The organism is Angustibacter sp. Root456 (assembly GCF_001426435.1).
Classification (GTDB): Bacteria; Actinomycetota; Actinomycetes; order Actinomycetales; family Angustibacteraceae; genus Angustibacter.
On the sequence record NZ_LMER01000020.1, the window covers coordinates 82,571 to 107,185 of the forward strand.

At 71.8% G+C, this 24,615-nt stretch carries 21 protein-coding genes; 15 read left to right on the forward strand and 6 right to left on the reverse strand.

All coding sequences use genetic code 11. The features are described 5' to 3' along the window. Nucleotides 1–233: 233 nt before the first annotated feature. On the reverse strand, nt 234–2,141 hold the full coding sequence (locus tag ASD06_RS15155) for a bifunctional UDP-sugar hydrolase/5'-nucleotidase (protein WP_056679555.1): 1,908 nt from the start codon (nt 2,139–2,141) through the stop codon (nt 234–236). Between the two features lie 163 nt (nt 2,142–2,304). On the opposite strand from ASD06_RS15155, the gene mshD reads away from it, so the two are divergent. The 8 genes from mshD (at nt 2,305) to ASD06_RS15195 (ending at nt 11,707) form a co-directional block, all read left to right on the forward strand. Beyond that, entirely contained in the window at nt 2,305–3,303 is a 999-nt protein-coding gene (gene mshD / locus ASD06_RS15160; protein ID WP_200942240.1) for a mycothiol synthase, read from the forward strand. Beyond that, a complete protein-coding gene (locus tag ASD06_RS15165; protein ID WP_056679558.1) occupies nt 3,300–5,477 on the forward strand; it encodes an RNA degradosome polyphosphate kinase in 2,178 nt (725 codons plus the stop codon). The genes mshD and ASD06_RS15165 overlap by 4 nt, the downstream gene beginning before the upstream one ends. Beyond that, a complete protein-coding gene (locus ASD06_RS15170) occupies nt 5,474–6,451 on the forward strand; it encodes an NUDIX hydrolase (protein WP_200942241.1) in 978 nt (325 codons plus the stop codon). Before ASD06_RS15165 ends, ASD06_RS15170 begins: the two co-directional genes overlap by 4 nt. Nucleotides 6,452–6,589: 138 nt before the next feature. Further along, nucleotides 6,590–7,705: a phosphate ABC transporter substrate-binding protein PstS gene (pstS, locus tag ASD06_RS15175; RefSeq protein ID WP_157371748.1), complete on the forward strand. Its 1,116-nt coding sequence runs from the start codon at nt 6,590–6,592 to the stop codon at nt 7,703–7,705. Nucleotides 7,706–7,811: 106 nt separating this feature from the next. Next, entirely contained in the window at nt 7,812–8,816 is a 1,005-nt protein-coding gene (gene pstC / locus ASD06_RS15180; RefSeq protein ID WP_056679561.1) for a phosphate ABC transporter permease subunit PstC, read from the forward strand. 5 nt (nt 8,817–8,821) lie between these two features. Further along, complete coding sequence (gene pstA / locus ASD06_RS15185; RefSeq protein WP_369853777.1) at nt 8,822–9,736, forward strand: phosphate ABC transporter permease PstA; 915 nt, start codon at nt 8,822–8,824, stop codon at nt 9,734–9,736. 32 nt (nt 9,737–9,768) lie between these two features. Continuing rightward, the gene (gene pstB / locus ASD06_RS15190; protein ID WP_056679564.1) at nt 9,769–10,545 is read left to right on the forward strand and encodes a phosphate ABC transporter ATP-binding protein PstB; all 777 of its coding nucleotides are present in this window, start codon (nt 9,769–9,771) and stop codon (nt 10,543–10,545) included. A gap of 133 nt (nt 10,546–10,678) precedes the next feature. Then, nucleotides 10,679–11,707 (forward strand): hypothetical protein, encoded by a 1,029-nt coding sequence (locus ASD06_RS15195; protein ID WP_056679567.1) that lies wholly within the window; start codon nt 10,679–10,681, stop codon nt 11,705–11,707. Between the two features lie 53 nt (nt 11,708–11,760). Here ASD06_RS15195 and ASD06_RS15200 read toward each other — a convergent pair whose 3' ends face one another. Beyond that, nucleotides 11,761–12,720 carry an inorganic phosphate transporter gene (locus tag ASD06_RS15200; RefSeq protein WP_056681042.1) on the reverse strand — a complete coding sequence of 320 codons (960 nt, stop codon included), beginning with the start codon at nt 12,718–12,720 and terminating at the stop codon, nt 11,761–11,763. Between the two features lie 44 nt (nt 12,721–12,764). Beyond that, complete coding sequence (locus ASD06_RS15205) at nt 12,765–13,385, reverse strand: DUF47 domain-containing protein (protein WP_056679570.1); 621 nt, start codon at nt 13,383–13,385, stop codon at nt 12,765–12,767. Between the two features lie 228 nt (nt 13,386–13,613). Between ASD06_RS15205 and ASD06_RS15210 the strand changes: the two genes are divergently transcribed. Next, nucleotides 13,614–14,585: an ABC transporter ATP-binding protein gene (locus ASD06_RS15210; protein ID WP_056679573.1), complete on the forward strand. Its 972-nt coding sequence runs from the start codon at nt 13,614–13,616 to the stop codon at nt 14,583–14,585. After that, nucleotides 14,582–15,655 carry an ABC transporter permease subunit gene (locus tag ASD06_RS15215; protein WP_056679576.1) on the forward strand — a complete coding sequence of 358 codons (1,074 nt, stop codon included), beginning with the start codon at nt 14,582–14,584 and terminating at the stop codon, nt 15,653–15,655. The genes ASD06_RS15210 and ASD06_RS15215 overlap by 4 nt, the downstream gene beginning before the upstream one ends. A gap of 22 nt (nt 15,656–15,677) precedes the next feature. Here the strand turns inward: ASD06_RS15215 and ASD06_RS19455 are convergent, their stop codons facing one another. From ASD06_RS19455 to ASD06_RS15225, 3 genes are all read right to left on the reverse strand, one after another. Next, the gene (locus ASD06_RS19455; RefSeq protein WP_200942243.1) at nt 15,678–15,815 is read right to left on the reverse strand and encodes a hypothetical protein; all 138 of its coding nucleotides are present in this window, start codon (nt 15,813–15,815) and stop codon (nt 15,678–15,680) included. 98 nt (nt 15,816–15,913) lie between these two features. Further along, nucleotides 15,914–17,515 carry a metallophosphoesterase gene (locus ASD06_RS15220; RefSeq protein WP_056679579.1) on the reverse strand — a complete coding sequence of 534 codons (1,602 nt, stop codon included), beginning with the start codon at nt 17,513–17,515 and terminating at the stop codon, nt 15,914–15,916. A 246-nt stretch (nt 17,516–17,761) separates the two neighbouring features. Continuing rightward, a complete protein-coding gene (locus ASD06_RS15225) occupies nt 17,762–18,394 on the reverse strand; it encodes a hypothetical protein (RefSeq protein WP_056679582.1) in 633 nt (210 codons plus the stop codon). A gap of 51 nt (nt 18,395–18,445) precedes the next feature. On the opposite strand from ASD06_RS15225, the gene ASD06_RS15230 reads away from it, so the two are divergent. From ASD06_RS15230 to ASD06_RS15250, 5 genes are all read left to right on the forward strand, one after another. After that, a complete protein-coding gene (locus ASD06_RS15230; RefSeq protein WP_056679584.1) occupies nt 18,446–20,248 on the forward strand; it encodes a long-chain fatty acid--CoA ligase in 1,803 nt (600 codons plus the stop codon). A gap of 13 nt (nt 20,249–20,261) precedes the next feature. Further along, nucleotides 20,262–20,525, forward strand: coding sequence for a PLD nuclease N-terminal domain-containing protein (locus tag ASD06_RS15235; RefSeq protein WP_056679587.1), 264 nt, complete (start codon nt 20,262–20,264; stop codon nt 20,523–20,525). A 9-nt stretch (nt 20,526–20,534) separates the two neighbouring features. Then, the gene (locus tag ASD06_RS15240; protein ID WP_056679590.1) at nt 20,535–21,812 is read left to right on the forward strand and encodes an MFS transporter; all 1,278 of its coding nucleotides are present in this window, start codon (nt 20,535–20,537) and stop codon (nt 21,810–21,812) included. Nucleotides 21,813–22,032: 220 nt separating this feature from the next. Continuing rightward, nucleotides 22,033–23,145, forward strand: a complete 1,113-nt coding sequence (locus tag ASD06_RS15245) for a ScyD/ScyE family protein (protein ID WP_056679593.1) — start codon at nt 22,033–22,035, stop codon at nt 23,143–23,145. A 70-nt stretch (nt 23,146–23,215) separates the two neighbouring features. Further along, nucleotides 23,216–24,613 (forward strand): aromatic acid exporter family protein, encoded by a 1,398-nt coding sequence (locus ASD06_RS15250; RefSeq protein ID WP_157371749.1) that lies wholly within the window; start codon nt 23,216–23,218, stop codon nt 24,611–24,613. The last annotated feature ends 2 nt before the right edge of the window (nt 24,614–24,615 follow it).

Sequence of the window (24,615 nt, forward strand, 5' to 3'; positions counted from 1 at the left end):
GGTCGCCCGTGATCATGCACGCCAGCCCATGCCTGGGGAGGATCACTGCACTCCGGGAGTGCAACTGGGGCACCCAGCTGCCATAGGAAGGCGACGGGGTGCCACCGCGCCAACAACGGGGAGAGGTCGTGTGGGGGTGGCGTGCATGATCACGGGCGAGGAGGGGCGGGACGGCGAACGGCCCGGGCCCCCACAGGGACCCGGGCCGCCGCCGGTGCGTCAGGCGCGTGAGGTCACGGCGTCTGGGTGATGCGGTCGGTCGCGATCGGCTGGTACGGCGACTTCGCGGTCAGGTAGCTCGCGAAGGCGTCGATGTCGAGGCCACCGATGTACTTGTTCGTCGCCGCGGCGAACGACGGGAAGTTGTCGCCACCGTCGGACAGGAACGAGTTGGCCGCGACCCGGTACGTCGCGGCCGGGTCGATCACGGTGCCGTTCAGCTTCACCGAAGCTGGGTCGACCTTGGAGCCCGCCGGCGCCGAGGCGCTCCAGCTGTAGGTGAAGCCCTCGCTGACCTGCAGGATCTTCGGCGACGTGGCGTTGCCGCCCGACCACTGCTGCTCGAGCAGGTCGAGGATCTGCTGACCCGTCATGTCCATCGCCACGACGTAGTTGTTGAACGGCTGCACCGAGAACGCCGCGCCGAACGTGACGTCGCCGTTCGCCAGCGGCACCAGGTCGGTGCGGATGCCGCCCGGGTTCATGAAGGCGATCTGCGCCGGCGCCCCACCACCCGCGGTGAGCGAGGCGTCGTTCTTCTGCGCGTCGGCGATCAGCCGTCCGAGCGCGGTCTCGGGGTCGAGCGAGGAGGTCTTCGCCAGCGTGACGCCACCGGCGACGTTGCCGATCACCTTGTTGGCGATGGGCTGCACCAGCGTGTTGTACGTGCTGATGATCGAGGTCTCCTGCGGGTCCTTCACGACGTCGCGGGTGACGACCACGTTGGTGCCCTCGACCGACGAGCGCTGGATGTCACCGCTGCGCAGGTTGTAGGTGAGGTTCGTCTGCGTGAACAGGCGGCCGAACGACGACGCGCTGGTGATCAGCCGCAGCTCGCCGGACGGGTCGAGCTGGCTGCAGATGTACGGCTGGTGAGTGTGACCCGAGATCACCATGTCGATCTGCGGGTCGAGCTTGCGCGTGATGTCGAGGATCGGGCTGTCGTCGGTGAGCTGGGCTCCCTTGACCCCGTCCTTCGTCTCGGTGGAGCAGGTCGCGTCGAACGGCGGCGCGACGTTGTAGGTGCCGTGCTCGGCGGTGTACGTGGTGGTCGCCGGAGTACCGCCCTGGTGGATCAGCACCACGATGGCCTTCACACCCTGGCGGCGCAGCACCGGGACGAGGGCGTTGGCGGTCTGGGCCTCGTCGGTGAAGGTGAGCCCCTCGACCCCCGACTTGGTGACGATGGTCGGCGTGTCCTTGAGCGTCATGCCGATGAAGCCGACCTTGGCGCCGTCAGCGAACGTCTTGATCCAGTACGGCGGCAGGATCGTCTTGTTGGTGCCGGAGTACTTGACGTTGGCCGCCAGGTAGGTGAAGTCGGCGCCCTCGAACTCGTGGTCGGCGCAGGAGTTCTGGTTGTTTGCGCCCGTGCCGTCGTCGATGCAGCCGCCGGACTGCATGCGCTGCAGCTCCTTGTAGCCCTCGTCGAACTCGTGGTTGCCCACGGCCGAGGCGTCGAGCCCGAGGGCGTTCATCGCCTCGATGGTGGGCTCGTCGTGGAAGGCCGCAGAGAGCAGCGGGGAGGCGCCGATGAGGTCACCGGCCGCCACCGTGACGGTGTTCGCGTGACCCTGACGGGCCTGCTTGAGGTGCGTGGCGAGGTACTCGACCCCGCCGGCGTCGACGGTCTGGGCCTTGGCCGAGTACTGGAGCGTCTTGGGGTCCTGGGTCTCGGTGTACCCGGTGGTCAGACGCCCGCCGGACCCCGACGGCGCCTCGAGGTTGCCGTGGAAGTCGTTGAACGACAGCAGCTGGATCTGGGTGAAGGGCGGCCGGTGGTCGGGCTTGCCGTGACCGTGGCCGTGGCCGTGGCCGTGACCGCCGGCCAGCGCGGACCCCGAGGACATCGTGACGGCGAGCGCGGCGGCCGAGGTGACGGCCAGGGCGCGCGCGAGCCGCCGAGTGCGAGGCGTGGACATGGGACTCCCTGTCGTTGGGTGAGGCGCTGCGTGTGCGCTCAGGCACCGTAGCCGCCGCCGGCGACAGCGGACATGCTCCAAACGTCACGAATCCCCAACGTCAGGTGACCAACAGGTGCCAACTCGCCGAGAGAGGCCACCGGCCGGCCCGTAGGCTCGGCGTGTGCCGTCCGACATCGATGCCCGCGTCGAGGTGCTCGACACCCTGTCGGCCGACGACCTCGGTGAGGTGACGTCCGTCGTGTCGGCTGCCACCGAGGCGGACGGGCTGCACCCCCTCAGTGAGCACGTGATGCTGCACCTGCCGCTCACCACCCCCGGGCCCGACCGCCACCTGCTCGTCTTCGTCTCGTCGGACGGCGCCGAGCGGCTCGGCGGGTACGCGCACCTCGACCCCACGGACGTCGTCGAGGGCGCGAGCGCGGAGGTGGTCGTGCACCCCGACGTGCGCGGGCACGGCATCGGCCGGCTCGTCGTGCAGCACCTCGAGCAGCTGAGTCCCGACGGCCGCCTGCGGCTGTGGGCCCACGGCCAGCAGTCGCCCGCTCGAGCCCTCGCCGAGTCCCTCGGCTACGTCTCGAGCCGCGAGCTGTGGCAGATGCGGCGCTCGCTGCGGGCCGCGCTGCCGCAGACCGAGCTGCCCCCCGGCTACCGGCTGCGCAGCTTCCGGCCCGGCGAGGACGACGGCGCCTGGCTCGACGTCAACGCGAAGGCCTTCGCCGACCACCCCGAGCAGGGTGCGTGGACCCCCGCCGACCTGCACCACCGCATGGCCGAGGAGTGGTTCGACCCGCAGGGATTCCTCGTGCTCGAGGGCCCGGACGGCGCCATGGCCGGTTTCCACTGGACGAAGGTGCACGGCGGCACCAGCACCTGCGACGACGGCGCCACCGCCCACGGTCACGAGCCCATCGGCGAGGTGTACGTCGTCGGTGTCTCGCCCGATCACCAGGGTCGCGGTCTGGGCCGAGCGCTGACCGTGGCCGGCCTGCGCCACCTGCGCTCGCTCGGGCTCAGCCAGGCCATGCTCTACGTCGACGCCGACAACACCTCGGCCGTACGCACCTACACCAGCCTCGGGTTCACCCGCTGGGACGTCGACGTGCAGTTCTCCCGCCCCCTCGCCCGCTCGCGGGGCGGCGTGCCACCATCGCAGTCATGAGCCTGGCGACCGAACCGGTGCGCGATCCGCACCCCGCCGAGGCCGCAAGCCGCTTCCTCGACCGCGAGACCAGCTGGCTGCAGTTCAACGAGCGGGTGCTGCAGCTCGCCGAGGACGACTCCCAGCCCCTGCTGGAGCGGGCGCGCTTCCTCGCCATCTTCGCCAGCAACCTCGACGAGTTCTTCATGGTGCGCGTGGCCGGGCTCAAGCGCCGGATCGCCACCGGGATCGCGGTGCGGTCGGCGTCCGGGCTCGAGCCGCGTGAGGTGCTCGACCAGATCGGGGTGCTCGCCCACGAGCTGATGGCACGACACGCCCGCGTCTTCCACGAGAGCGTGCGACCGCTGCTGGCCGGCGAGGGCATCACGGTGATCCGCTGGGACGAGCTCAGCGCCCACGAGCAGCAGCGGCTGCAGGAGATGTTCCGCGAGCAGATCTTCCCGGTGCTGACACCGCTCGCGGTCGACCCGGCCCACCCGTTCCCCTACATCTCCGGGCTGTCGCTCAACCTCGCGGTGATCGTGCGCAACCCCAAGACGGAGAAGGAGCACTTCGCTCGCGTCAAGGTGCCACCGCTGCTGCCGCGGTTCATCACCGTCGACGAGGTGGACGGCGTCTCGGCAGGCATCGACCCCTCGCTGGCCGACCCGTACAAGTCCCGGTTCGTGCCGATCGAGGACATCATCGCCGCGCACCTCGACCAGCTCTTCCCGGGCATGGAGGTGTTGCAGCACCACAGCTTCCGGGTGACGCGCAACGAGGACCTCGAGGTCGAGGAGGACGACGCCGAGAACCTCCTGCAGGCGCTCGAGAAGGAGCTCATGCGCCGCCGCTTCGGGCCGCCCGTGCGGCTCGAGGTCGCCGAGGACACGGACGACCACGTCCTCGACCTGCTGGTGCGCGAGCTCGGCGTCACCGACAGCGAGGTCTACCGGCTGCCCGCGCCGCTCGACCTGCGCGGGCTCGACCTGGTGGCCGACCTCGCGCGCAGCGAGCTGCGCTACCCGCCATTCGTGACCTCCACGCACCGCGACCTCACCGAGGGGGTCGAGACCAGCAAGCCCGGCGACATCCTCGCCGCGATGCGCGTGCGCGACGTGCTGCTGCACCACCCGTACGACTCGTTCTCGACGTCGGTGCAGGCCTTTCTCGAGCAGGCCGCCGCCGACCCGCGGGTGCTCGCGATCAAGCAGACGCTGTACCGCACGAGCGGTGACTCCCCGATCGTCGACGCGCTCATCGACGCCGCCGAGGCCGGCAAGCAGGTGCTCGCGATCGTCGAGATCAAGGCCCGCTTCGACGAGCAGGCCAACATCAGCTGGGCCCGCAAGCTCGAGCAGGCCGGCGTCCACGTCGTCTACGGCATCGTCGGCCTGAAGACGCACGCGAAGCTCGCCCTGGTGGTGCGCCAGGAGGCCGACGGGCTACGGCGCTACTGCCACATCGGCACGGGCAACTACAACCCCAAGACGGCGCGCCTCTACGAGGACCTCGGGCTGCTCACCACCGACGAGCGCGTCGGCGAGGACCTCACGCGCCTGTTCAACCAGCTGTCCGGCTACGCGCCGCGCACGCGGTTCAAGCGGCTGCTGGTGGCGCCCCGGTCGTTGCGCGCCGGGCTGATCGAGCAGATCGAGGGCGAGATCGCGCACGCGCTGGCCGGGCGTCCGGCGTCCGTGCGGCTGAAGCTCAACTCGATCGTCGACGAGACGGTGATCGACGCGCTGTACCGGGCGTCGCAGGCCGGTGTGCCCGTCGACGTCGTCGTCCGCGGTATCTGCGCGATCCGGCCCGGCGTGCCTGGCCTGTCGGAGAACATCCGCGTGCGCAGCATCCTCGGGCGGTTCCTCGAGCACTCGCGGGTGTTCCTCTTCGGGGGCCCGGAGCGCGAGCTCGCCGACACCGCGTGCTGGATCGGGAGCGCCGACATGATGCACCGCAACCTCGACCGGCGGGTCGAGGCGCTCGTGAAGATCGAGGACCCCGCCCACGTCGCCGAGCTGCGGGGGCTGATCGACATCGCCATGGACGACGGCACGTCGTCGTTCCACCTCGGCTCCGCCGGCACGTGGATCCGCCACCACCGGGCAGACGACGGCACGCCCCTGCGCGACCTGCAGACCGCCGTCGCCGAGCGGCTCGCCAAGCAGCGGCGCAAGGCTCGCCGGCGGTGAGCCGGGCGGCGCCGGCGCTGCGCACGCCACCCGAGGTGCGACCGGGCACCGTGCGGGCCGCCGGGGCGCTGCTGTGGCGCACGCATCACGGTGACCTGCAGGTGCTCCTGGTGCACCGCCCCAAGTACGACGACTGGTCGTGGCCGAAGGGCAAGCTCGACGAGGGCGAGACGTGGCCCGGAGCCGCCGTCCGAGAGGTGCTGGAGGAGACCGGGCTGCACTGCGAGCTCGGAGTGCCTCTGCCGCAAGCGGTCTACGACGTCGGTGCAGGTGGCACGACGCGCCCCAAGGTCGTGCAGTACTGGGCGGCCCGCCAGGTGGCCGGCGACGGCGAGCTGGCGAACGAGGTCGACGAGGTGGCCTGGCTCACGGTCGACGAGGCGCGCGAGCGGTTGCACTACCGGCGCGACCGCGAGCAGCTGAAGGCGCTGGCTCGCAGCCACCGCGCCGGGCGGATCGACACCTGGCCCCTGGTGCTCGTGCGGCACGCCCGCACCGTGCCCCGACGGCGCTGGCGCGGTGACGACGCGCAGCGACCGCTCGACGACGCCGGCCACGACCAGGCGAAGCGGCTCGTGCCGGTGCTGCAGGCCTTCGGTGTACGCCGCGTGCTGACGTCAGACGCAGAGCGTTGTGCCGCAACGGTTGCGCCGTTCGCGCAGCTCACCGGGCAGCGGCTGCTGGGGCGGCACTCACTGTCTGAGGAGGGGTTCGACGACGACCCCTCGCGCGCGGTGCGGCAGCTCGACAAGGCGGTAGCGCGCGGTGAGGCCGCCGCCCTCTGCACCCACCGCCCCTTGCTGCCCGCGCTGCTGCGCGACCTGGCCAAGCGCACGGACGACCCGCTCCTGCGTGCCGCCCTGCGCGACTCGGCGTCCGCCGGGCTGCTCAAGGGCGAGGTCCTGGTGGCGCACGTGAGCGGCAGGGGCGACTTGGCGCAGGTCGTCGCCGTGGAGCGGCACACCCCCTGCTGAGCCGCTCGACGACCCGCCCGCATCCGTTCACCCTGCGTTCACCTACGACCGACCACCCCGTCACCCGGGCTCCTTAACGTCGGCCGTGGCGCCGCACCCGCAGCGCCCACGAACCTTGCACGGAAGACGGACATCACTGTGACGATGAAGCGGATGGGCCAGCTCGCCGGCGTCGCCCTCGTCGGAGCCCTCGCCCTCACGGCCTGTGGCTCGGACAACAACACGGGCACCACGAACGCCGGCTCCACCTCGAGCGCCAGCAGCGACTGCCCGACCGGCACCCTGAACGCTGAAGGCTCGTCGGCCCAGAAGAACGCCATCGACGAGGCCATCGCCTCCTACGGCAGCATCTGCCCCGACGTGACCGTGAACTACAACCCCACCGGTTCCGGATCGGGCATCAAGCAGTTCATCGCCGGGCAGGTCGACTTCGCCGGCTCCGACTCCGCGCTCAAGACCGAGCCGAAGGACGGCAAGGTCGAGGCCGAGGAGGCCGCCAAGCGCTGCCAGGGCAACCCCGCCTGGAACCTGCCGATGGTCACCGGCCCGATCGCCGTCGCCTACAAGCTCAAGGGCGTCGACAAGCTGGTGCTGACCCCCGACGTGGCGGCCAAGATCTTCCTCGGCCAGATCACGAGCTGGGACGACCCGGCCATCGCCAAGATCAACCCCGGCGTGACGCTGCCGAAGGAGGCCATCAAGCCGTTCTTCCGCTCCGACGAGTCGGGCACCACGGAGAACTTCACCAAGTGGCTCTCCGCCAGCGCCCCCACGGTCTGGACCGCCGAGCCCGGTAAGTCCTGGACCGGCAAGGGTGAGGGCAAGGAGAAGTCGGCCGGCGTCACCTCGGCGGTCAACAGCTCCGAGGGCGGCATCACCTACACCGAGTGGTCGTACGCCCGGGACGCCAAGCTCGGAGTCGCCCAGATCGACAACGGCGGCGGCCCGGTCGAGCTGACCCCCGAGACGGTGGCCAAGTCGGTCGCCACGGCGACGCAGAAGGGCTCGGGCAACGACCTGGCGCTCAAGCTCGACTACGCCACCAAGGAGCCCGGCGCCTACCCCGTGATCCTCGTGACCTACGAGATCGTCTGCAGCAAGGGCCTCGACGCCGACAAGACCAAGCTCGTCAAGTCCTTCCTGACCCACTTCGCGAGCGAGGACTTCCAGAAGACGCTGCCCGACATCGGCTACGCGCCGCTGCCGGACTCGGTGCGCACCAAGGTGACCACCGCCATCGAGGCCATCAGCTGATCATCGAAAGTCGTTACGGCGCAGCCCTTCCCGTGACCGGGGCAGTCACGGGAAGGGCCCGCCGCGTTCCCCACCCTGCACCTGCGACCCACGCGAGGAGCCCGCGATGACGGCCGTGACGCCGCCCGTCGACGTCCTGGACGAAGGCCCGGAGCCATCCGGGCGCGGTGACCGCGCCGGCACCGGGCGCCTCGGCGACCGCATCTTCGGCGGCGCCGCCCTCGGCGCCGGCGTGCTGGTCATCGTCATGGTGGTGCTGGTCGGCGCCTTCCTGGTGAGCCGGGCCGTGCCGTCGCTGGCCCAGGACCACGTGAACTTCCTGACCTCCCGCGTGTGGGACGTCAGCGGAAGCGACCTGCGCTTCGGCATCGCCGACCTGCTGTGGGTGACGGTGATCTCGTCGGCCATCGCGATGCTCATCGCGGTGCCGGTGAGCGTGGGGGTCGCGCTCTTCCTCACGCAGTACGCGCCCCGCCGGCTCGCCCGCCCGTTCGCGGCCCTCGTCGACCTGCTGGCCGCCGTCCCGTCGATCGTCTACGGCCTGTGGGGCATCAAGGTGCTCGGGCCGCACGTGAAGAGCCTGCAGGGATGGCTGGAGCAGTACCTCGGCTGGATCCCGCTGTTCTCCGGCGACACCACGATCACCTCGACCGGCACGATCTTCCTCGCCTCCATCGTGCTGGCCATCATGATCCTGCCCATCGTCACGGCGCTGTCGCGCGAGGTGTTCGCGCAGACGCCGCTCGGGCACCAGGAGGGCGCGCTGGCGCTGGGCGCCACCCGCTGGGAGGTGATCCGGACGACGGTGCTGCCGTTCGGCCGGCCGGGGGTCATCTCGGCGGCCATGCTCGGCCTCGGGCGCGCCCTCGGGGAGACGATCGCCGTCACCATCATCGTCAGCACCCTGGCCCAGGGCACCGACTGGTCGTTCTCCCTCTTCAACGGCGGCGAGACGTTCGCCAGCCGGATCGCCAACAACGCCGCCGAGTTCGACTCGCCCACCAAGGCCGGGGCGTTCATCGCCGCGGGCCTGGTGCTCTTCGTGCTGACCTTCGTCGTCAACGCGATCGCCCGGATCATCATCGAGCGCAGGAAGGCGTTCTCGGAGTGAGCACCGTGCTGTCACCGTCATCCGCCGCGGCCGCGTCGCCGTCGTCCGCCGTCGACGTGCTGAGCCGGCACTCGCGCGGGCGCGCGGTCAAGGACGTCGCTGCCCGAGTGCTCGTCACCGCCGCCTTCGTCGTCGCCATCGTGCCGCTCGCCTGGATCCTGTGGACCGTCGCCAGCCGGGGCTACCAGCTGCTGCTCGACCAGCACTGGTGGCTGAACTCCCAGCGCGGCATCACCGCACGCGTGCAGGGCGGCGGCGCGTACCACGCGATCATCGGCACGCTGTTGCAGGGCCTCGTCACCGCGCTGATCTCGGTGCCGATCGCCGTCATGACCGCCGTCTACCTCGTCGAGTACGGCCGCGGGCGCTTCGCGCGGGCCGTGAGCTTCATGGTCGACATCCTCACCGGCATCCCGTCGATCGTGGCGGCGCTGTTCGTGTACGCGCTGTGGGTCACCACGCTGGGCTTCGACCGGGTCGCGTTCGCGGTGTCGCTGTCGCTCGTGCTGCTCATGGTGCCGGTGGTGGTGCGCTCGACCGAGGAGATGCTCAAGCTCGTGCCGAACGAGCTGCGCGAGGCGTCGTACGCGCTCGGCGTCCCGAAGTGGCGGACGGTGGTGAAGGTCGTGCTGCCCACGGCCTTCAGCGGCATCATGACCGGCGTCCTGCTGGGCCTCGCGCGCGTCATGGGCGAGACGGCGCCGCTGCTGATCCTCGGGCCGTACTCGAAGTCGATCAACACCGACCTGTTCAACGGGTTCATGGCCGCGCTGCCGACCATGATCAACCAGGACCGCACCGAGCTGCTCGCCCCCGCCGTCGAGCGGGTCTGGGCGACCGCACTCACGCTCGTGCTCCTCATCCTCGTCCTCAACCTCGCCGGCCGGGTCGTGGCCCGCCTCGGCTCGGTCAAGAAGTAGCGGCAGACGCCGGGAAGCTGGGAACAACGCACATGGCCAAGCGCATCGACATCAAGGACCTCAACGCCTACTACGGCGGTTTCAAGGCGGTCGAGGACGTCACCATGACCGTCGAACCGCGGTCGGTCACGGCCTTCATCGGGCCGTCCGGCTGCGGCAAGTCGACGTTCCTGCGCACCCTCAACCGCATGCACGAGGTCGTGCCCGGCGCGCGCGTCGAGGGCTCGATCCGGCTCGACGACCGCGACCTGTACGCCCGCGAGGTCGACCCCGTCGCCGTACGCCGCACCGTGGGCATGGTGTTCCAGCGGCCCAACCCCTTCCCCACGATGTCGATCTTCGACAACGTGGCAGCCGGGCTGCGGCTGAACGGCATGCGCGACAAGCGGAAGGTGGCCGAGGTCGTCGAGGGCTCGCTGCGGGGCGCGAACCTGTGGAACGAGGTCAAGGACCGGCTCGACAAGCCCGGCGCGGGCCTGTCGGGCGGGCAGCAGCAGCGCCTCTGCATCGCGCGCGCGATCGCCGTCGAGCCGCAGGTGCTGCTCATGGACGAGCCGTGCTCGGCGCTCGACCCCATCTCGACCCTCGCCATCGAGGACCTCATCACGACGCTGAAGGCGAAGTACACGATCGTGATCGTCACCCACAACATGCAGCAGGCGGCGCGGGTGTCCGACCGCACGGCGTTCTTCAACCTCGCGGCCACCGGCGAGCCGGGCCGCCTGATCGAGATCGGCGACACCGCGCGGATCTTCAGCAACCCCACCGAGCAGGCCACCGAGGACTACATCTCCGGCCGCTTCGGCTGAGTTCTCCCGCAGATACCCGCCTTCTTCCGGTTCCGAACCCCCGTTTCGGGGTTCGATCGCCGGAAGAAGGTGGGTATCTGCGTTGTCCACAGGGTCGCGGCAGCGGGGGCCGCGATCTTGACAGGCTGGACCGGTGCCCACCGACCCCCCGCTGCCGCGGATCTTCACCCGCTCCGACGCTCTGGCCGCCGGCCTCACCCGCCACGCGGTGGCCCACCGGCTCGCCACGTGCCGCTGGCGCACCATCGGCCGAGGCGCCTTCTGCCTGCAGCAGCAGTGGGACGCCGCGGACGCCCGCAGCCGGCACGTGCTGCACGTGCTCGCCGAGAGCCGGTACGACGAGGGGCTGGTCATCAGCCACGAGTCAGCAGCCGCCGTGCACGGCTGGCCGGTGCCTTGGGCCGGCTACTCACTCGCGACGTTCACCGACGGGCGCGCGAACGGCAAGAACCTGCGCTCGGCTCACCGACTGGTGCGCGCGGCGCCTCTGGCCGCACCGGACGTCGTCGCTCGGGAGGGGCTGCGGGTCACCAGCCCTGCGCGCACGGCTGCGGACGTGCTGCGCCACCTTCCGGCGTCCGAGTCCGTGGCCATGGTCGACGTCGCTCTACGCCTGGGGCAGACGTCGCGTGCGGCCATCGACGAGGTGCTGCGGCGGCAGGCCGGCTGGACGCACGTCCCGCGGGCACGTCTGGCCCGGGAGTGGCTGGATCCACGACGCGACAGCTACCTGGAGTCGTCGTCGTTCGCGCTGCTGGCCAGCCGCGGCATCCTGCCGCCGCTCAGCCAGGTGCACGTGTACGACGCCGCCGGGCGCTTCGTGGGAATCGTCGACGGGCTGTGGCTGCCAGAAGGGGTCGTCGGGGAGTGCGATGGCCGGTCGAAGTACGACCTGGACGTCATCGGGCGGCTCGACCCGGTCGAGGCTCGCCGTCAGATCCTGCGGGAGAAGGCGCGGGAGGACGCGCTGCGCAGCACCGGGCTGGGCGTCGTCCGATGGGGCACGTACGAGGTGCGCCACCGGTTGGATGACCTGGCGACCACGGTGCGGTCGGCCCTGGCGCGGGGCGGCCTGACCAGGTTCACGGGGCAGCTGCGCTGGAGCTCCTCACCCACCGACCTGGTCGACCTGCGCAGATACCCGCCGTCTTCCGGCTCCTAGGGCCCATTTTGGGCCGGATCCACCGGAAGAAGGCGGGTATCTGCGGGAGGAGGTCAGGCGAAGAGGCGGGTGATGAGGTAGCAGGCGGCGGCGACCAGTCCGGCGCCGGGGAAGGTGAGGATCCAGGCGCCCACGATGTTGCCGGCGACGCCCCAGCGCACGGCCGACAGCCGCTTGGTGGCGCCCACGCCCATGATCGAGGAGGTGATCGTGTGGGTCGTGGAGATCGGCGCTCCGAAGCCGATGCCGGCGACGTACAGCACCGCCGACGCCGTGGTCTCGGCCGCGAAGCCCTGCGGCGGGTCGAGGTGGATGATCCGGCGTCCGAGCGTGCGCATGATGCGCCAGCCGCCGGCGTAGGTGCCGGCGGCCATCACCGCGGCGGTGGTGAAGTACACCCACAGCGGGATGTCGGTGCCGGTGTGGAAGTTGCCGACGTTGAGGGCGAGCACGATGACGCCCATGGTCTTGGCGGCGTCCTGGAGGCCGTGGCCGAGAGCCATCGCGGCCGCCGAGAGGGTCTGCGCGCTGCGGAACCCACGGCTGACGCGGCCGGGGTTGGCGCCGCGGAACAGCCACAGGATCGTCAGCATCACCAGGTAGCCGAGCACCACGCCGACGACGGGCGAGATGACCATCGGGATGACCACCTTGTGGAAGATCCCGGCCCACAGCACGGTGGCGCCAGCCGCGATCGCCGCGCCGCCCAAGCCCCCGATGAGCGCGTGGGACGACGACGACGGCAGCCCGAACCACCAGGTGAGCAGGTTCCAGCCGATGGCGCCGACCAGCGCGGCACCGACGATCGCGAGGCCGTTGAGCGAGGACGTCGCCGAGACGTCGATGATCCCCTCGCCCACGGTCTTGGCGACCTTGGCACCGAAGAACGAACCGACGAGGTTGCCGACGGCAGCCAGGCCCAGGGCGATGCGCGGCGTGAGCGCCCGGGTCGAGACCGACGTCGCGATGGCGTTCGCCGCGTCGTGGAACCCGTTGGTGTAGTTGAACACCATGGCAAGCACGATCACCAGGACGACGGTGAAGAGCTCCACGAGGGTCAGGACTCCTTGACCGCGATGCTCTCGACCGTGTGCGCCACCGTCTCGAAGGCGTCGATCGCGGCCTCGAGGCCCTCGACGACGTCCTTGAGCTTGAGGATGGCGGTGGCCTTGAGGTCGCCGTCGAAGAGCTCGGCCAGCAGGCGCCGGTAGACCTGGTCGCCCTGGTTCTCGAGCCGGTTGATCTCGATCCAGTACTCGGCGAGGTCCTTCATCGAGCGCAGGCGCGGCATCGCATCGGCCGTGAGCTCGGACATGCGCACCAGCACCTCGACCTGGCTGGCCACGCCGTCCGGCAGCTGGTTGATCCGGTAGAGCGTGATGCAGTCGACCGCGGACTCCATGTGGTCCATGCAGTCGTCGAGCGTCGAGGCCAGCTTGTAGATGTCCTCGCGGTCGAACGGCGTGATGAACGAGGAGTTCACCTTGCGCAGGATCTCGTGCGTGGACTCGTCGGCCGCGTGCTCGATCTCCTTCATCTCCTTGGCCAGCTCCTCGCGCCCGGCCATGTCGGCGCCGAGCACGCGCGTGAGCACGGCCGAGCCGGTGACCAGGTGGGCGGACTGCTGGGAGAACAGGTCGTAGAAGCTGTTGTCCTGCGGGGTGAGGCGGAATCTCACGGTGCTGCTCCGGGGCAGATCGGCGGGCAGGCACGAGGAGTGGGGGCTGCCTGCGGGTCGGTTCGAGCGGTGGCCGCGAGGCGGCCCCGCACGATGGTAGGCGGTCAGGGCACCTCCGTGTCACCCGGGAGACGCCCGGCGTTCGTCCACAGCCTGCCGCCAAGATCACCCGCGCGCCTGTCGGTTGCCCCTAGGGTGTGGCGCACACCACGACCTTGGGGGTTCCACGTGGCCGTACCCGCGATCGAGATCGAGGGCCTGCGCAAGACCTATCGCCGACGCGGTCGCCCGCCCGAGCGGGCGCTCGACGGCCTCGACCTGCACGTCGAGGCCGGGGGCGTGCACGGGTTCCTCGGCCCGAACGGCTCGGGCAAGACGACGACGATCCGCGTGCTGCTCGGCCTCGCCGCGGCGGACGGCGGCACCGCCCGCGTGCTCGGCCGCACCGTGCCCGACGCGCTGCCGGACGTCATCGGCCACGTGGGCGCGCTCGTGGAGAACCCGCTCTTCCTGCCGGGGCTCAGCGGCCGCGTGCAGCTGCGGCTGCTGGCCGAGTCGGTGGGCGTCCCCCGCACGCGCGTGGAGGAGGTGCTCGAGAAGGTGCGCCTGCGCGACCGCGCCGACGACCGCGTCAAGGGCTACTCCCTCGGCATGCGCCAGCGCCTCGGCATCGCGGCGGCCCTGCTCAAGGACCCCCTGCTGCTCATCCTCGACGAGCCGAGCAACGGCCTCGACCCCGCCGGCATGAAGGAGATGCGCGACCTCGTGCGCGAGCTGGGCTCCGACGGCCGGACGGTGTTCTTGTCATCGCACCTGCTCGGTGAGGTGCAGCAGGTGTGCGACCGGGTGGCGATCCTGTCGAAGGGCCGCTGCCTGGTGCAGGGGCCGGTGAGCGAGGTGCTCGCCGCGCACGGCCGTCACGGCGTGGTGGTGGGTGTGCCGGACGCCACCGCCGCCTACCAGGTGCTGCGGGAGGCCGGCCTCGACGCCTACGCGCTTCCCGACGGCCGGCTGCAGGTGGGCACCACCGGACGCCAGGTCGACGACCCCGCCGCCATCACCCGCCTGCTCGGTGAGCGCGGCATCTGGGTGAGCGAGCTCAGCCCCATCGCCGCCGACCTGGAGTCGGCGTTCCTCGAGATCACCCGCGGGCAGGGTCTGGACGACGCCCCCGCCGCCACCGAGGGGAGCGCCGCGTGAGCGCCACGACGACCACCGCTGCCGAGCTGGACGCCGCCCCCCGCGCGGCCACCGGCCGCCCCCACCCCCTGCGCTCGGAGCTGGGCCGGCTACGGCATCGCCGGCTGGTGCAGCTCGTGGTGGGTCTGGGCTTCCTCGCCCTGGTCGCGGCCATGGTCATCGTGTTCCTCACCCACAACAACGACCTCGCCGCCGCGCGCGCGAAAGCCACCGTGGCGGCCCAGCAGGCAGCCAGCGACCAGGCGCGATACCGCCAGGAGTGCCTCGCCGACCCCAGCATCCCCCAGGCCGACAAGGAGAACGGCGCGTGCGGGCCTGAGGGCGGTGGCCCCACGGCGCAGGATCTCTACCAGGACCCGCGCCTGCGCGCTGACGTCGGCCTGCCGGCCATCGCGATCGGCGTGGCCGTGGGCGGCGCGTTGGTGGCCGCCCTCATCGGCGCCACCGGCGTCGGTGCCGACTGGTCGAGCCGCACGATCATCACGCTGCTCACCTGGGAGCCGCGTCGCATCCGCCTGCTCGCCCGGCGCCACCTGGCCATCGCCCTGGCGGTGGCCGCGATCGGCGTGGTCGCCCAAGCGATCGGGTTGGGTCTCGGCGCGCTCACCGTGTCCACCCGCGGTACGTGGGGGCAGTCGGCCGGAGTCGCGCTCATCGGGCCGGCCCACTTCTGGCGAGACCTGGTGTCGCTCGAGGTGCGCGGCGTGGTGCTCATGGTGGTGGTCGCCGTCCTGGCTGCGGCGCTGACCACCGTCACCCGACACACCGGCGGCACCCTCGGCATCGCGTTCGCGTGGTTCGCGGTGGCCGAGAACGCCGTCCGGATCGTGTTCAGCCAGCGCGGCTGGGCCCGGTGGCTGGTGACCGAGAACGTCGTGGCGTTCCTCAGCCCCGGTGGCCAGCAGATGATGGTCGGCTCGCCCGCGGCGGGCAGCGGCAGCAGCATGGGCCCGGACGAGGGGGGCCGCACCGTGCTGGTGTCGAACCTCGACGCGCTGCTCTACCTCGGCGTGCTGACGGCGGTCGCGCTCGTGCTCGCGGGGGTGCTGCTGCGACGTCGCGACCTGTGAGGCGCCGCGACCGGGCCCGGCGTCAGAGACCGAGCGCCTTGTCGATCTCCTCCTGGGTGAGCGGCCGCTCGTGCGCGGTGGCGGCCACGACCAGCTCGCCGACGAGGGTGATCTCGTCCTCGAGCGGCGCGTCGCGCAGCGAGTCCTGGCTGTCCGTCATCGGTCCCTCCTGGAGCCGCCTGCCAGCCTAGGCGTGGTGGGGCCGCCATCTGCCGATCTTGACCAACTCATTACCTAGCTCGTGACCTAGCTCATGACCTAGCTGGTGGGTCTCGTGCTCGCCGGCGACCCCGAGCCGGTCGGCGCGGCGGTGTCGGTGGGCTTCGCCGTAGCCGTAGCCGTAGCCGTACCCGACGGCGTCGGCGTGGGCGGGTTGACCTCCTTCTTCGGCACGAGGGTGCGGTCGATGCTCACCGACGTCAACCCGAGGCCGCCCACGGTGACCTCGTCGTAGGCGAGCAGCCGGCCGGCGTCCGGGCCGGACGACGCGAAGTACAGCAGCGTCGCCTCGAGCGGCACGGGCTCGCCGTCGGTGAGGCGCTGCAGGCCGTTGGCGGTCAGACCCGCCCCACCGGTGGAGCCCTCGACCATCACGCGGGTGCCGCCGTCGAAGCTGACGTCGCGCTCGTGCAGGTGGCCCGACAGCACGAGGGGCACCTCGCCCCGCAGGGCGTCGAGACGGGTCGGGTCGTGCACGACGGCGATCTGCACGGGCGCGTCGGGATGCTCGCTGTCGTAGTTCTCGATGATGCTCGAGAGCAGCGCGACCGAGGCGGCGACGCGGTCCTTGCCGGTGTTCTCCTTCTTGCCCTCCTGCGGCAGGTCGCGCGGGTCGGCGATGCCGGCGAACGTCAGCCCGGCGACCTTCTCCACCTGGCCGTCGAGCACCACGGCGTTGGGCTGGCGGGCGACCGCCTCGGCGATCTGCGGACTGTCGTGGTTGCCCCGGACGAACACGTACGGCACCTTCAGGCTGCCGATCCGGTTGACGAACGCCTCCTCGGCGCCGGTGCCCCACGTGCTCAAATCGCCGGAGTCGACCACGGCGTCGACGTCGAACTGCTCGACCAGCCGGTCGGCGAGGTCGTAGCCGATCGGGTTGAGGTGCAGGTCGGAGATGTGCAGCACCGTGGTGACCTCGCCGTCGAGGCCGCTGCCCGGCTTGGGCAGCCGCTGCCCCACGGCGTACAGGGTGGTCACCGACTGCACGAAGTCGGCGAGGCCGCTGCGGTAGCCCTCGAGCCGGGCGGCCAGCGTCTCGGTGCGGCGTTGCAGGTACGGCGCGCTGCTGAGCAGGCCGGTGAACTGAGGCTGCGAGAACTTGGTGCCGTCGAAGGTGAGCGCGGTGGCCAGGGCCAGCAGACCCGTGGTGGCCGTGACCGTGGCCAGCCCCATCGCGACGCCCTTGCGCGTGCGGGTGGCCAGGCCGGTGAGCAGCAGGGCGCCGCCGAAGGCGAAGAGCAGCGACCACCCCAGCGCCCGGGCCGCGGCGCCCTTGACCTTGTCGGGAGCGTTGGCCATGAGGTCGTCGAGCAGCGCCGGCGTGTCGATCACCCGCTGGGCGGCCTCGATGTCGACCGACCGGATCGAGGCGCTGACCAGCACCGGCGCCAGGTGGGTGTCGAACCGCACCGAGCCCACGGGCGGCAGATCGACGCTCGCCCCCGGGTGCAGGCTGGGCCGGACGTGCACGTCGACGGCCAGCGGGCCGACGTTCGTGTGGGCGGCGGGGGCCAGCAGGGCGCCGGCGAAGGCGCCGAGCAGGGCCAGGAGCACGAGCCCCACACGCCGGACGGCGCGCCGGCCCTGCGGCGAGGTCAGGGGCCGCAGGCGCAGCGCGTCGGCGCTCGGGAGTCTCATGGCGCCACCACTGTGCCCTGACCTGGGCTGACGCGCATGATCACGGGCGGTGAGGGTGGTGGGGTGGGCGTCGGGCTGGGAGCGCCTCACGGCGCGTGGCCGCTCGTAGCGGCTTCATGTGGGACCCGGGGCTACCGCAGCCCGACGCCCGGGTGACCCCGAAGGGACACCACGAGTGTGCACAACGGTGGGGCCCTCGCGCATGTTCCCCGGCGTGTCCGATCGTGTCGATCTCGTCGTGCGCGCTCACGTCAGGTCGCTGACCCGCCACGCGCGGGCGGCACCGTCGAGGTCGTCGGCGGTCTGCTGCAGCGACGCGGCCCGGCGCGTCACCTGGGCGGCCAGGCCCTCGTCGTCGACGTCGTCGGCGCGCACGGCTCGCCCGGACGCCACGACGCGGCAGAAGGCCGCCGCCCGCTCGAGCGCGACGTCGAGCTCACCGCGGTAGACGCCCGTGAGCACCGCGTCGACGAGGGTACGCACCTCGTCGGGGCCGGGCGGGTGGGCGACCCCGGCGACGACGTCCGACACCTCGGCGAGCCGACAGCCCGCGCGGTAGTCGCGCGCCGCGGCGTCGGCGTCGCGGCGCACCCACTCGCGCACGACGTACAGCCGCCAGAGGGCGCCGGGCAGCGAGCGCGCCGGGCGGTCGGCCCACAGGTCGGCGATGGTGTCGAGGCCGTGGTCGTCGACGAGGCGGACGAGCCGGGCGGTGAGGTCAGGGTCGTCCGAGCGACGCCCGGCGTCGACGATGGCCGCAGCGGTCGCGTGGGCGGCCTCGGCGAGCGCCTGCGGGTCGGTGCCGGAGGCGAACGTGTCGAGCGCGGCCGGCCCGAACAGCGCCGGCCGACGCGGGCGGCTGTCGTCCGATCGACTCACCGCGGCATTCTCGCACCCCGCCTCACGGGCGCGAGCCGTACGCTGTGCGCCGTGACCGACACCAGTGCCGCTCGCCCCACCCCTGCCACGCCCGCCCACCTCGTCGAGGTGCTGCACGCCTCCGCCCAGCGCGACCCGCAGCGCCCGCTGTTCGGTCGCCGCGAGGGCGGTGGCTGGGTCGACGTGTCCGCGGCGCAGTTCCGCGCCGAGGTCGACGCCGTCGCCAAGGGCTTCGTCGCGGCCGGCGTCGGCGTCGGCGACCGGGTCGGCATCATGTCGAAGACGCGCTACGAGTGGACGCTGTGCGACTTCGCGCTGTGGTCGCTCGCCGCGATCCCGGTGCCCATCTACGAGACCTCGAGCGTCGACCAGGTCGAGTGGATCCTGGCCGACTCGCAGGCGGTCGGCTGCGTCGTCGAGACCAAGGCGCACGCGTGGCGGCTCGGTGTGGTGCGCGATCGCGTGCCGTCGGTGAAGCACCTGTGGCAGATCGAGGACGCCAAGGGGCCGGGGGCGATCGAGCAGCTGAAGCAGGCGGGGGCCGACGTGCCCGACGACGAGCTCGCCCGCCGCCAGGCCGCGCTCGCGCCGAACGTCATCGCCACGCTGATCTACACCTCCGGCACCACGGGGCGGCCCAAGGGCTGCATGCTCACGCACGGCAACTTCGTGGCCGAGTGCTCGAGCGCGCTGCGCACGCTGCCCGAGCTGTTCGAGGGCGACGCCTCGACGCTGCTGTTCCTGCCGCTCGCGCACGTGTTCGGTCGGATGATCCAGGTGGCGATGGTCATGAAGGGCGCGAAGCTCTCGCACAGCGACCCCGCGCGCCTGGTGAAGGACCTCGCGGTCGTCCAGCCGACGTTCGTGCTCTCGGTGCCGCAGGTGTTCGAGAAGATCTACGAGACGGCGCGCCGCAAGGCCACAGCCGACGGCAAGGGCGCCATCTTCGAGAAGGCGGCCCAGACGGCGGTCGACTACAGCCGCGCGCTCGACCAGGGCCGGCCGGGGCCGCTGCTGTCGTTGCGCCACGCGATCTTCGACCGGCTGGTCTACACCAAGCTGCGCGCGGCGTTCGGCGGCCGCGCCGAGCTCGCGATCTCCGGTGGTGCGCCCCTCGGCGAGCGGCTCGCGCACTTCTTCCGCGGCATCGGCGTCACGGTGCTCGAGGGCTACGGGCTCACCGAGACCACGGCCGCGGCGGCGGTCAACACCGTGACCGAGCAGCGCATCGGCACGGTGGGCCGCGCCCTCGACGGGTTCGAGATCCGCATCGGCGCCCAGGGCGAGGTGCTGCTGCGTGGCGGCCACGTGTTCGGCGGCTACTGGGACGCAGCGGAGGCGACTTCGGCCGTTCTGGACGCCGAGGGCTGGCTGCACACCGGAGACCTCGGAACCCTCGACGCCGACGGCTTCCTCACCATCACGGGGCGGCTGAAGGAGATCATCGTCACCGCCGGTGGCAAGAACGTCGCGCCGGCCCAGCTCGAGGACGTCATCCGGGCCCACCCGATCGTCGCGCAGGCGATGGTGGTCGGCGACCAGCGCAGCTTCGTCGCGGCGCTGGTGACCCTCGACCAGGAGTCGCTCGACCAGTGGCTTCGCGACCAGGGGCGCGAAGCGCGGCCGGCCGCCGAGCTGACGCACGACGACCAGGTGCGCGCTGCGGTGCAGACCGCCGTCGACGCAGCCAACGCCACCGTGTCGAGCGCCGAGCAGATCCGCCGGTTCGCGATCCTGCCGGTCGCCTGGACCGAGGACTCCGGTCACCTCACGCCCACGATGAAGCTGAAGCGGGGCAAGGTGCTCGAGGACTTCGGGCGCGAGGTCGAGTCGCTCTACGCCGCGCGGGTCTGACGGCCGACCTGCCATGGTGCGTGTGCTGCCCTTCATCGTCGAGCTGGTGCTCGTCGTGTACTGCCTCATCGACCTGTGGCAGGCCGACCGCGAGCGGGTGCGTTTGCTGCCCAAGCCGGTGTGGGTGCTGCTCATCCTCGTGATCCCGCTGATCGGTGGCGTCGCCTGGCTGCTCGCCGGGCGCCCCGAGGCCATGGGGCGCGACGGGGCGGGCCGTCGTGGCCCGCAGCCGCCGCGCGGCCCGGACGACGATCCCGACTTCCTGCGCGGCCTGTGACGTCGGCGGGTGAGTAGCGAGCCAGGCACCGGCACGGCCGCGGGTGGCCGGTGGCGACGTCTCGTCGTCGACACGGCGCCGTTGCGCCACCGGCACTTCCGGCGCCTCTGGCTGTCGACCGTCGTCACGACGGTCGGCGCCCAGCTCACGGCCGTGGCGGTGCCCAAGCAGATCTACGACGACACCGGGTCGTCGTCGTACGTCGGCCTGAGCGGCGCGGTGGCCCTGGTGCCGCTCGCGTTCTTCGCCCTGTGGGGTGGCAGCATCGCCGACGCCGTCGACCGCCGCCGGATGCTGCTGCTCACGAACAGCGGCATCGCGCTGACGTCGCTGGCGCTGTTCGTCCAGTCCGCCATGGGCAACCGGCAGGTCTGGGTGGTGCTGGTGCTGCTCGCGGTGCAGCAGGCGTTCTTCGGCCTCAACAGCCCGGCGCGCGGCGCCACGGTGCCGCGTCTGGTGCCTGCGGAGGAGCTGCCGGCCGCGAACGCCCTCAGCTCGACGGTGTTCGGCCTCGGCGCGGTGATGGGTCCCCTGCTGGCCGGCGCGCTGATCCCGGTGATCGGGCTGCCCCGGCTCTACCTCATCGACAGCGTGCTGCTGCTCGCCGCGCTCTACGCGGTGTTCCGCCTGCCGCCGCTGCCCGCGTCGTCGGACGACGGCGTCCGGCGCGCCAGCGGTGTGCGGTCCGTGGTGGAGGGCCTGCGGTACATCTCGCTGCACCAGGTGCTGCTGGTGTCGTTCCTCGCCGACGTCATCGCGATGGTGCTCGGCATGCCGCGGGCGCTGTTCCCCGAGCTGGCGCAGAACGCGTTCCCCGGCGACCGTCCCGGCCTCGCGCTCGGCGTGCTGTTCGCCGCGATCCCGGCGGGGTCGTTCGTCGCAGGCCTGCTGTCGGGCACGTTCACCCGGCTGCGGCGTCAAGGCGCCGCGGTCACCGTCGCCGTGGCCGCGTGGGGGCTGGCGATGGTGGGCTTCGGGCTCAGCCGCTCGCTGTGGCTGGCCGCGCTCATGCTCGCCATCGGCGGTGCCGCCGACCTGGTGAGCATGGTGTTTCGCAGCGCGATGCTGCAGACCGTCGCGACCGACGCCATGCGCGGACGCATGCAAGGCGTGTACTTCATCGTCGTCGCAGGCGGTCCGCGGTTGGCCGACCTGCTGCACGGCACCATGGGCGACGTCATCGGCGCTCGAGCCGCGGTGGTCTGGGGCGGCGCGCTCGTCGTCGTGGGCATCGTGGTGGTCGCCGCGACCTTCCGTGACTTCTGGCACTACCGGCTGCGCTACTGACCTGCCGGATCCGCGCGTGAGGTCCGAAACCCGTGCTGCACAACGTATCGGGCGATTTGTCGAGGTACCCAGCGGTTCGCCGAGCACCCTGCGGAGCCGGGCGGTCGCGGTGCGTCGAAAGTCCGCCGGAGGCTCTTCCCAGCCCGCTCCGGCGGTGCCAGTCTCCCACCACTGCCGCCGTCGTGACGGCAGCCAGGGACTCGGGGAACAAGGGGCACCCATGAGACGTCGCATCTTCGCCAGCGCAGTCACCGCCGCCGCCGCGGCCACCGCACTCGTCGTCACCACACCGGTCACCGCATCCGCCCACGACGAGCGGCATCACGACCACGAGCACGCACCGCGCGCCACGGTCATCAGCGACGGAGTCGTCGCACCGTTCCAGCTCGCTCTGTCGCGCCACCACGTCTACGTCGCCGACGGAGGCACGTCGCAGGTCTCACGCATCGGGCGCGACGGTGGGCTGACCACCGTCGCCAGCGGGCCGCAGCCCGGCGAGGTGGCCGGCGTCGCCTTCGACGCCTCGGGCCGCTCGATGGCCTACACGTCCACCGACTACAGCGACGGCTCCACGCACCTGGTCGTGAAGACCGGCGACAAGCAGATGGTCGTCAACCTGTCGCAGTTCGAGCAGGAGTACAACCCTGACGCCGACGTCAGCTACGGCATCGACGACCCGAGCGACTGCGTGAAGCAGGCGTTCGAGCCGCTCGGGGGCGCCACCATGAAGGGCGGGGTCGACTCCCACCCGTACGCGGTCGCGAGTCTCGGCCACGGCGCGTGGGTCGTCGCGGACGCCGGAGGCAACGACCTGCTGAAGGTCGATGCCAAGGGGCACGTCTCGCTCATCGCGGTGCTGCCGCGCCAGCCCACCGTGATCACCGCGCAGATCGCGGCCGGTCTCGGGCTGCCCGACTGCGTCGCCGGCGTGACGTACAACTTCGAGCCGGTGCCCACGGACGTCGAGGTCGGGCCGCACGGCCAGCTGTACGTGTCGCTGCTCCCCGGCGGCCCGGAGGACCCGTCACTGGGTGCCCGGGGCAGCGTCTACCGCGTCTGGCCGCGCAGCGGGCACAGCACCAAGGTGGCCGGCGGCTTCCTCGGCGCGACCAACCTCGCGCTCGGTCCCGACCACACCATCTACGTGGCCGAGCTGTTCGCCGGACGCATCTCGATGGTGCGAGACGGCCACGTGAGGCCGTACCTCGACCTGCCGGGTGCGCTCGCCGTCGAGTGGGGCCACGGTCACCTGTACGCCTCCACCATGGCGCCCATGGACGACCAGGGCACCCCGACCGGTCACGGCTCGGTGGTGCGCATCGACCGGCGGTGACCACCTGCGCCTGAGTCGGGGCGGACGCGTGTGATGGCGGGAGGCTCGCACCCTCCGTACTGTGCTGATCATGCGCGTCCGCCCCGACTCGCTGCACGCCCTCCGGCGCCGGGCCCGCCCGATCGTCATGCGGACGTCGCGGCTCACCGTCGCCGCGGTGCTGTCGTACCTCGTGGCGCGGGCGGTGTTCGACACACCCCAGCCGCTGACCGGCCCGCTGACCGCCCTGCTGGTGGTGCAGGCCACGCTGTTCTCCACGCTCACCACGGGCGTACGGCGCGTGCTGAGCGTCGTGGCGGGGGTGCTGGTGGCCGTCGTGCTGTCGAGCGTCGTCGGGCTCACCTGGTGGAGCCTCGGCGGTGCCATCGCGGCGGCCATCGTGATCGGGCAGCTGCTGCGGCTCGGTGACCACCTGCTCGAGGTGCCGATCAGCGCGATGCTCGTGCTGAGCGTCACGTCCGCCGAGACCGCCGGCTTCTCGCGCATCGCCGAGACGCTGGTGGGTGCGGGGGTGGGGGTGCTGGTGAACGTCGTCCTGCCGCCGAACCTGCGCACTCGCACCGCGGCCGACAGCGTCGAGCGAGTCGCTGAACGGGCGGCGGACCTGCTCGACCGCGTGGCCGACGAGCTCCCCGAGGGCGTCACGGCCGAGCAGGCCCGCGGGTGGCTCAGCGACTTTCGTGGCCTCAACCGCTACGTCGAGGAGGCCGACCGCGCGCTGCAGGCCGCCGGCGACAGCCGTCGCCTCAACCCCCGGGCCGTCGGCACGGTCGACACGATGCCGGTGCTGCGCAGCGGCCTCGACGCGCTCGAGCACAGCACCGTCTCGCTGCGCGCGCTGTTCCGGTCGATCGCCGACGGCCTGCCCGAGCAGCAGTCCGCCACGGACGACGCAGCGACCCAGCACGACCCGCAGCACGACCCGCAGCACGACCCGCACCACGAGGGGCCGAGCGGTTACGACGCACCACTTCGGGCGGCTTTCGCGGTGCTGCTGTCGGACCTCGCCGAGGCGGTACGGGCCTTCGGCCGGCTGGTGTGCGCCGAGGCCGACGCCATCGAGACCAACCCCACGCTCAGCGTCGCCGCAGACGCCGACGGCGCGGGCAGCACCGGCGAGGCGCCGCTGCGCACTGCGCTCGAGGCGCTGCGCGAGACCCGCGCCCGCGTCACCGAGCTGCTGCTGGTCGACGCCGCGAGCGACCCGTCGCTGTGGCAGCTGCGCGGATCGCTGCTGGCCGCCGTCGAGCGCGTGCTGGTCGAGCTGGACGTCGAGGAGCGGGCGCGCCGTCGCCGCCAGCAGCTGCGCGAGGCCGAGCAACGCCGCTCGCACCGGGTGGCCGCCGTGCGCGCTCGGGCCGCCGCGAGCCGGCGTCGGGCGGTCGAGCGACGCCACAGCGCGAGCCTGGAACGGCACCAGCCGCCGCATCGGCTACCGCCGCGAGGCTCAACCGGCGGGCCACCCTGACG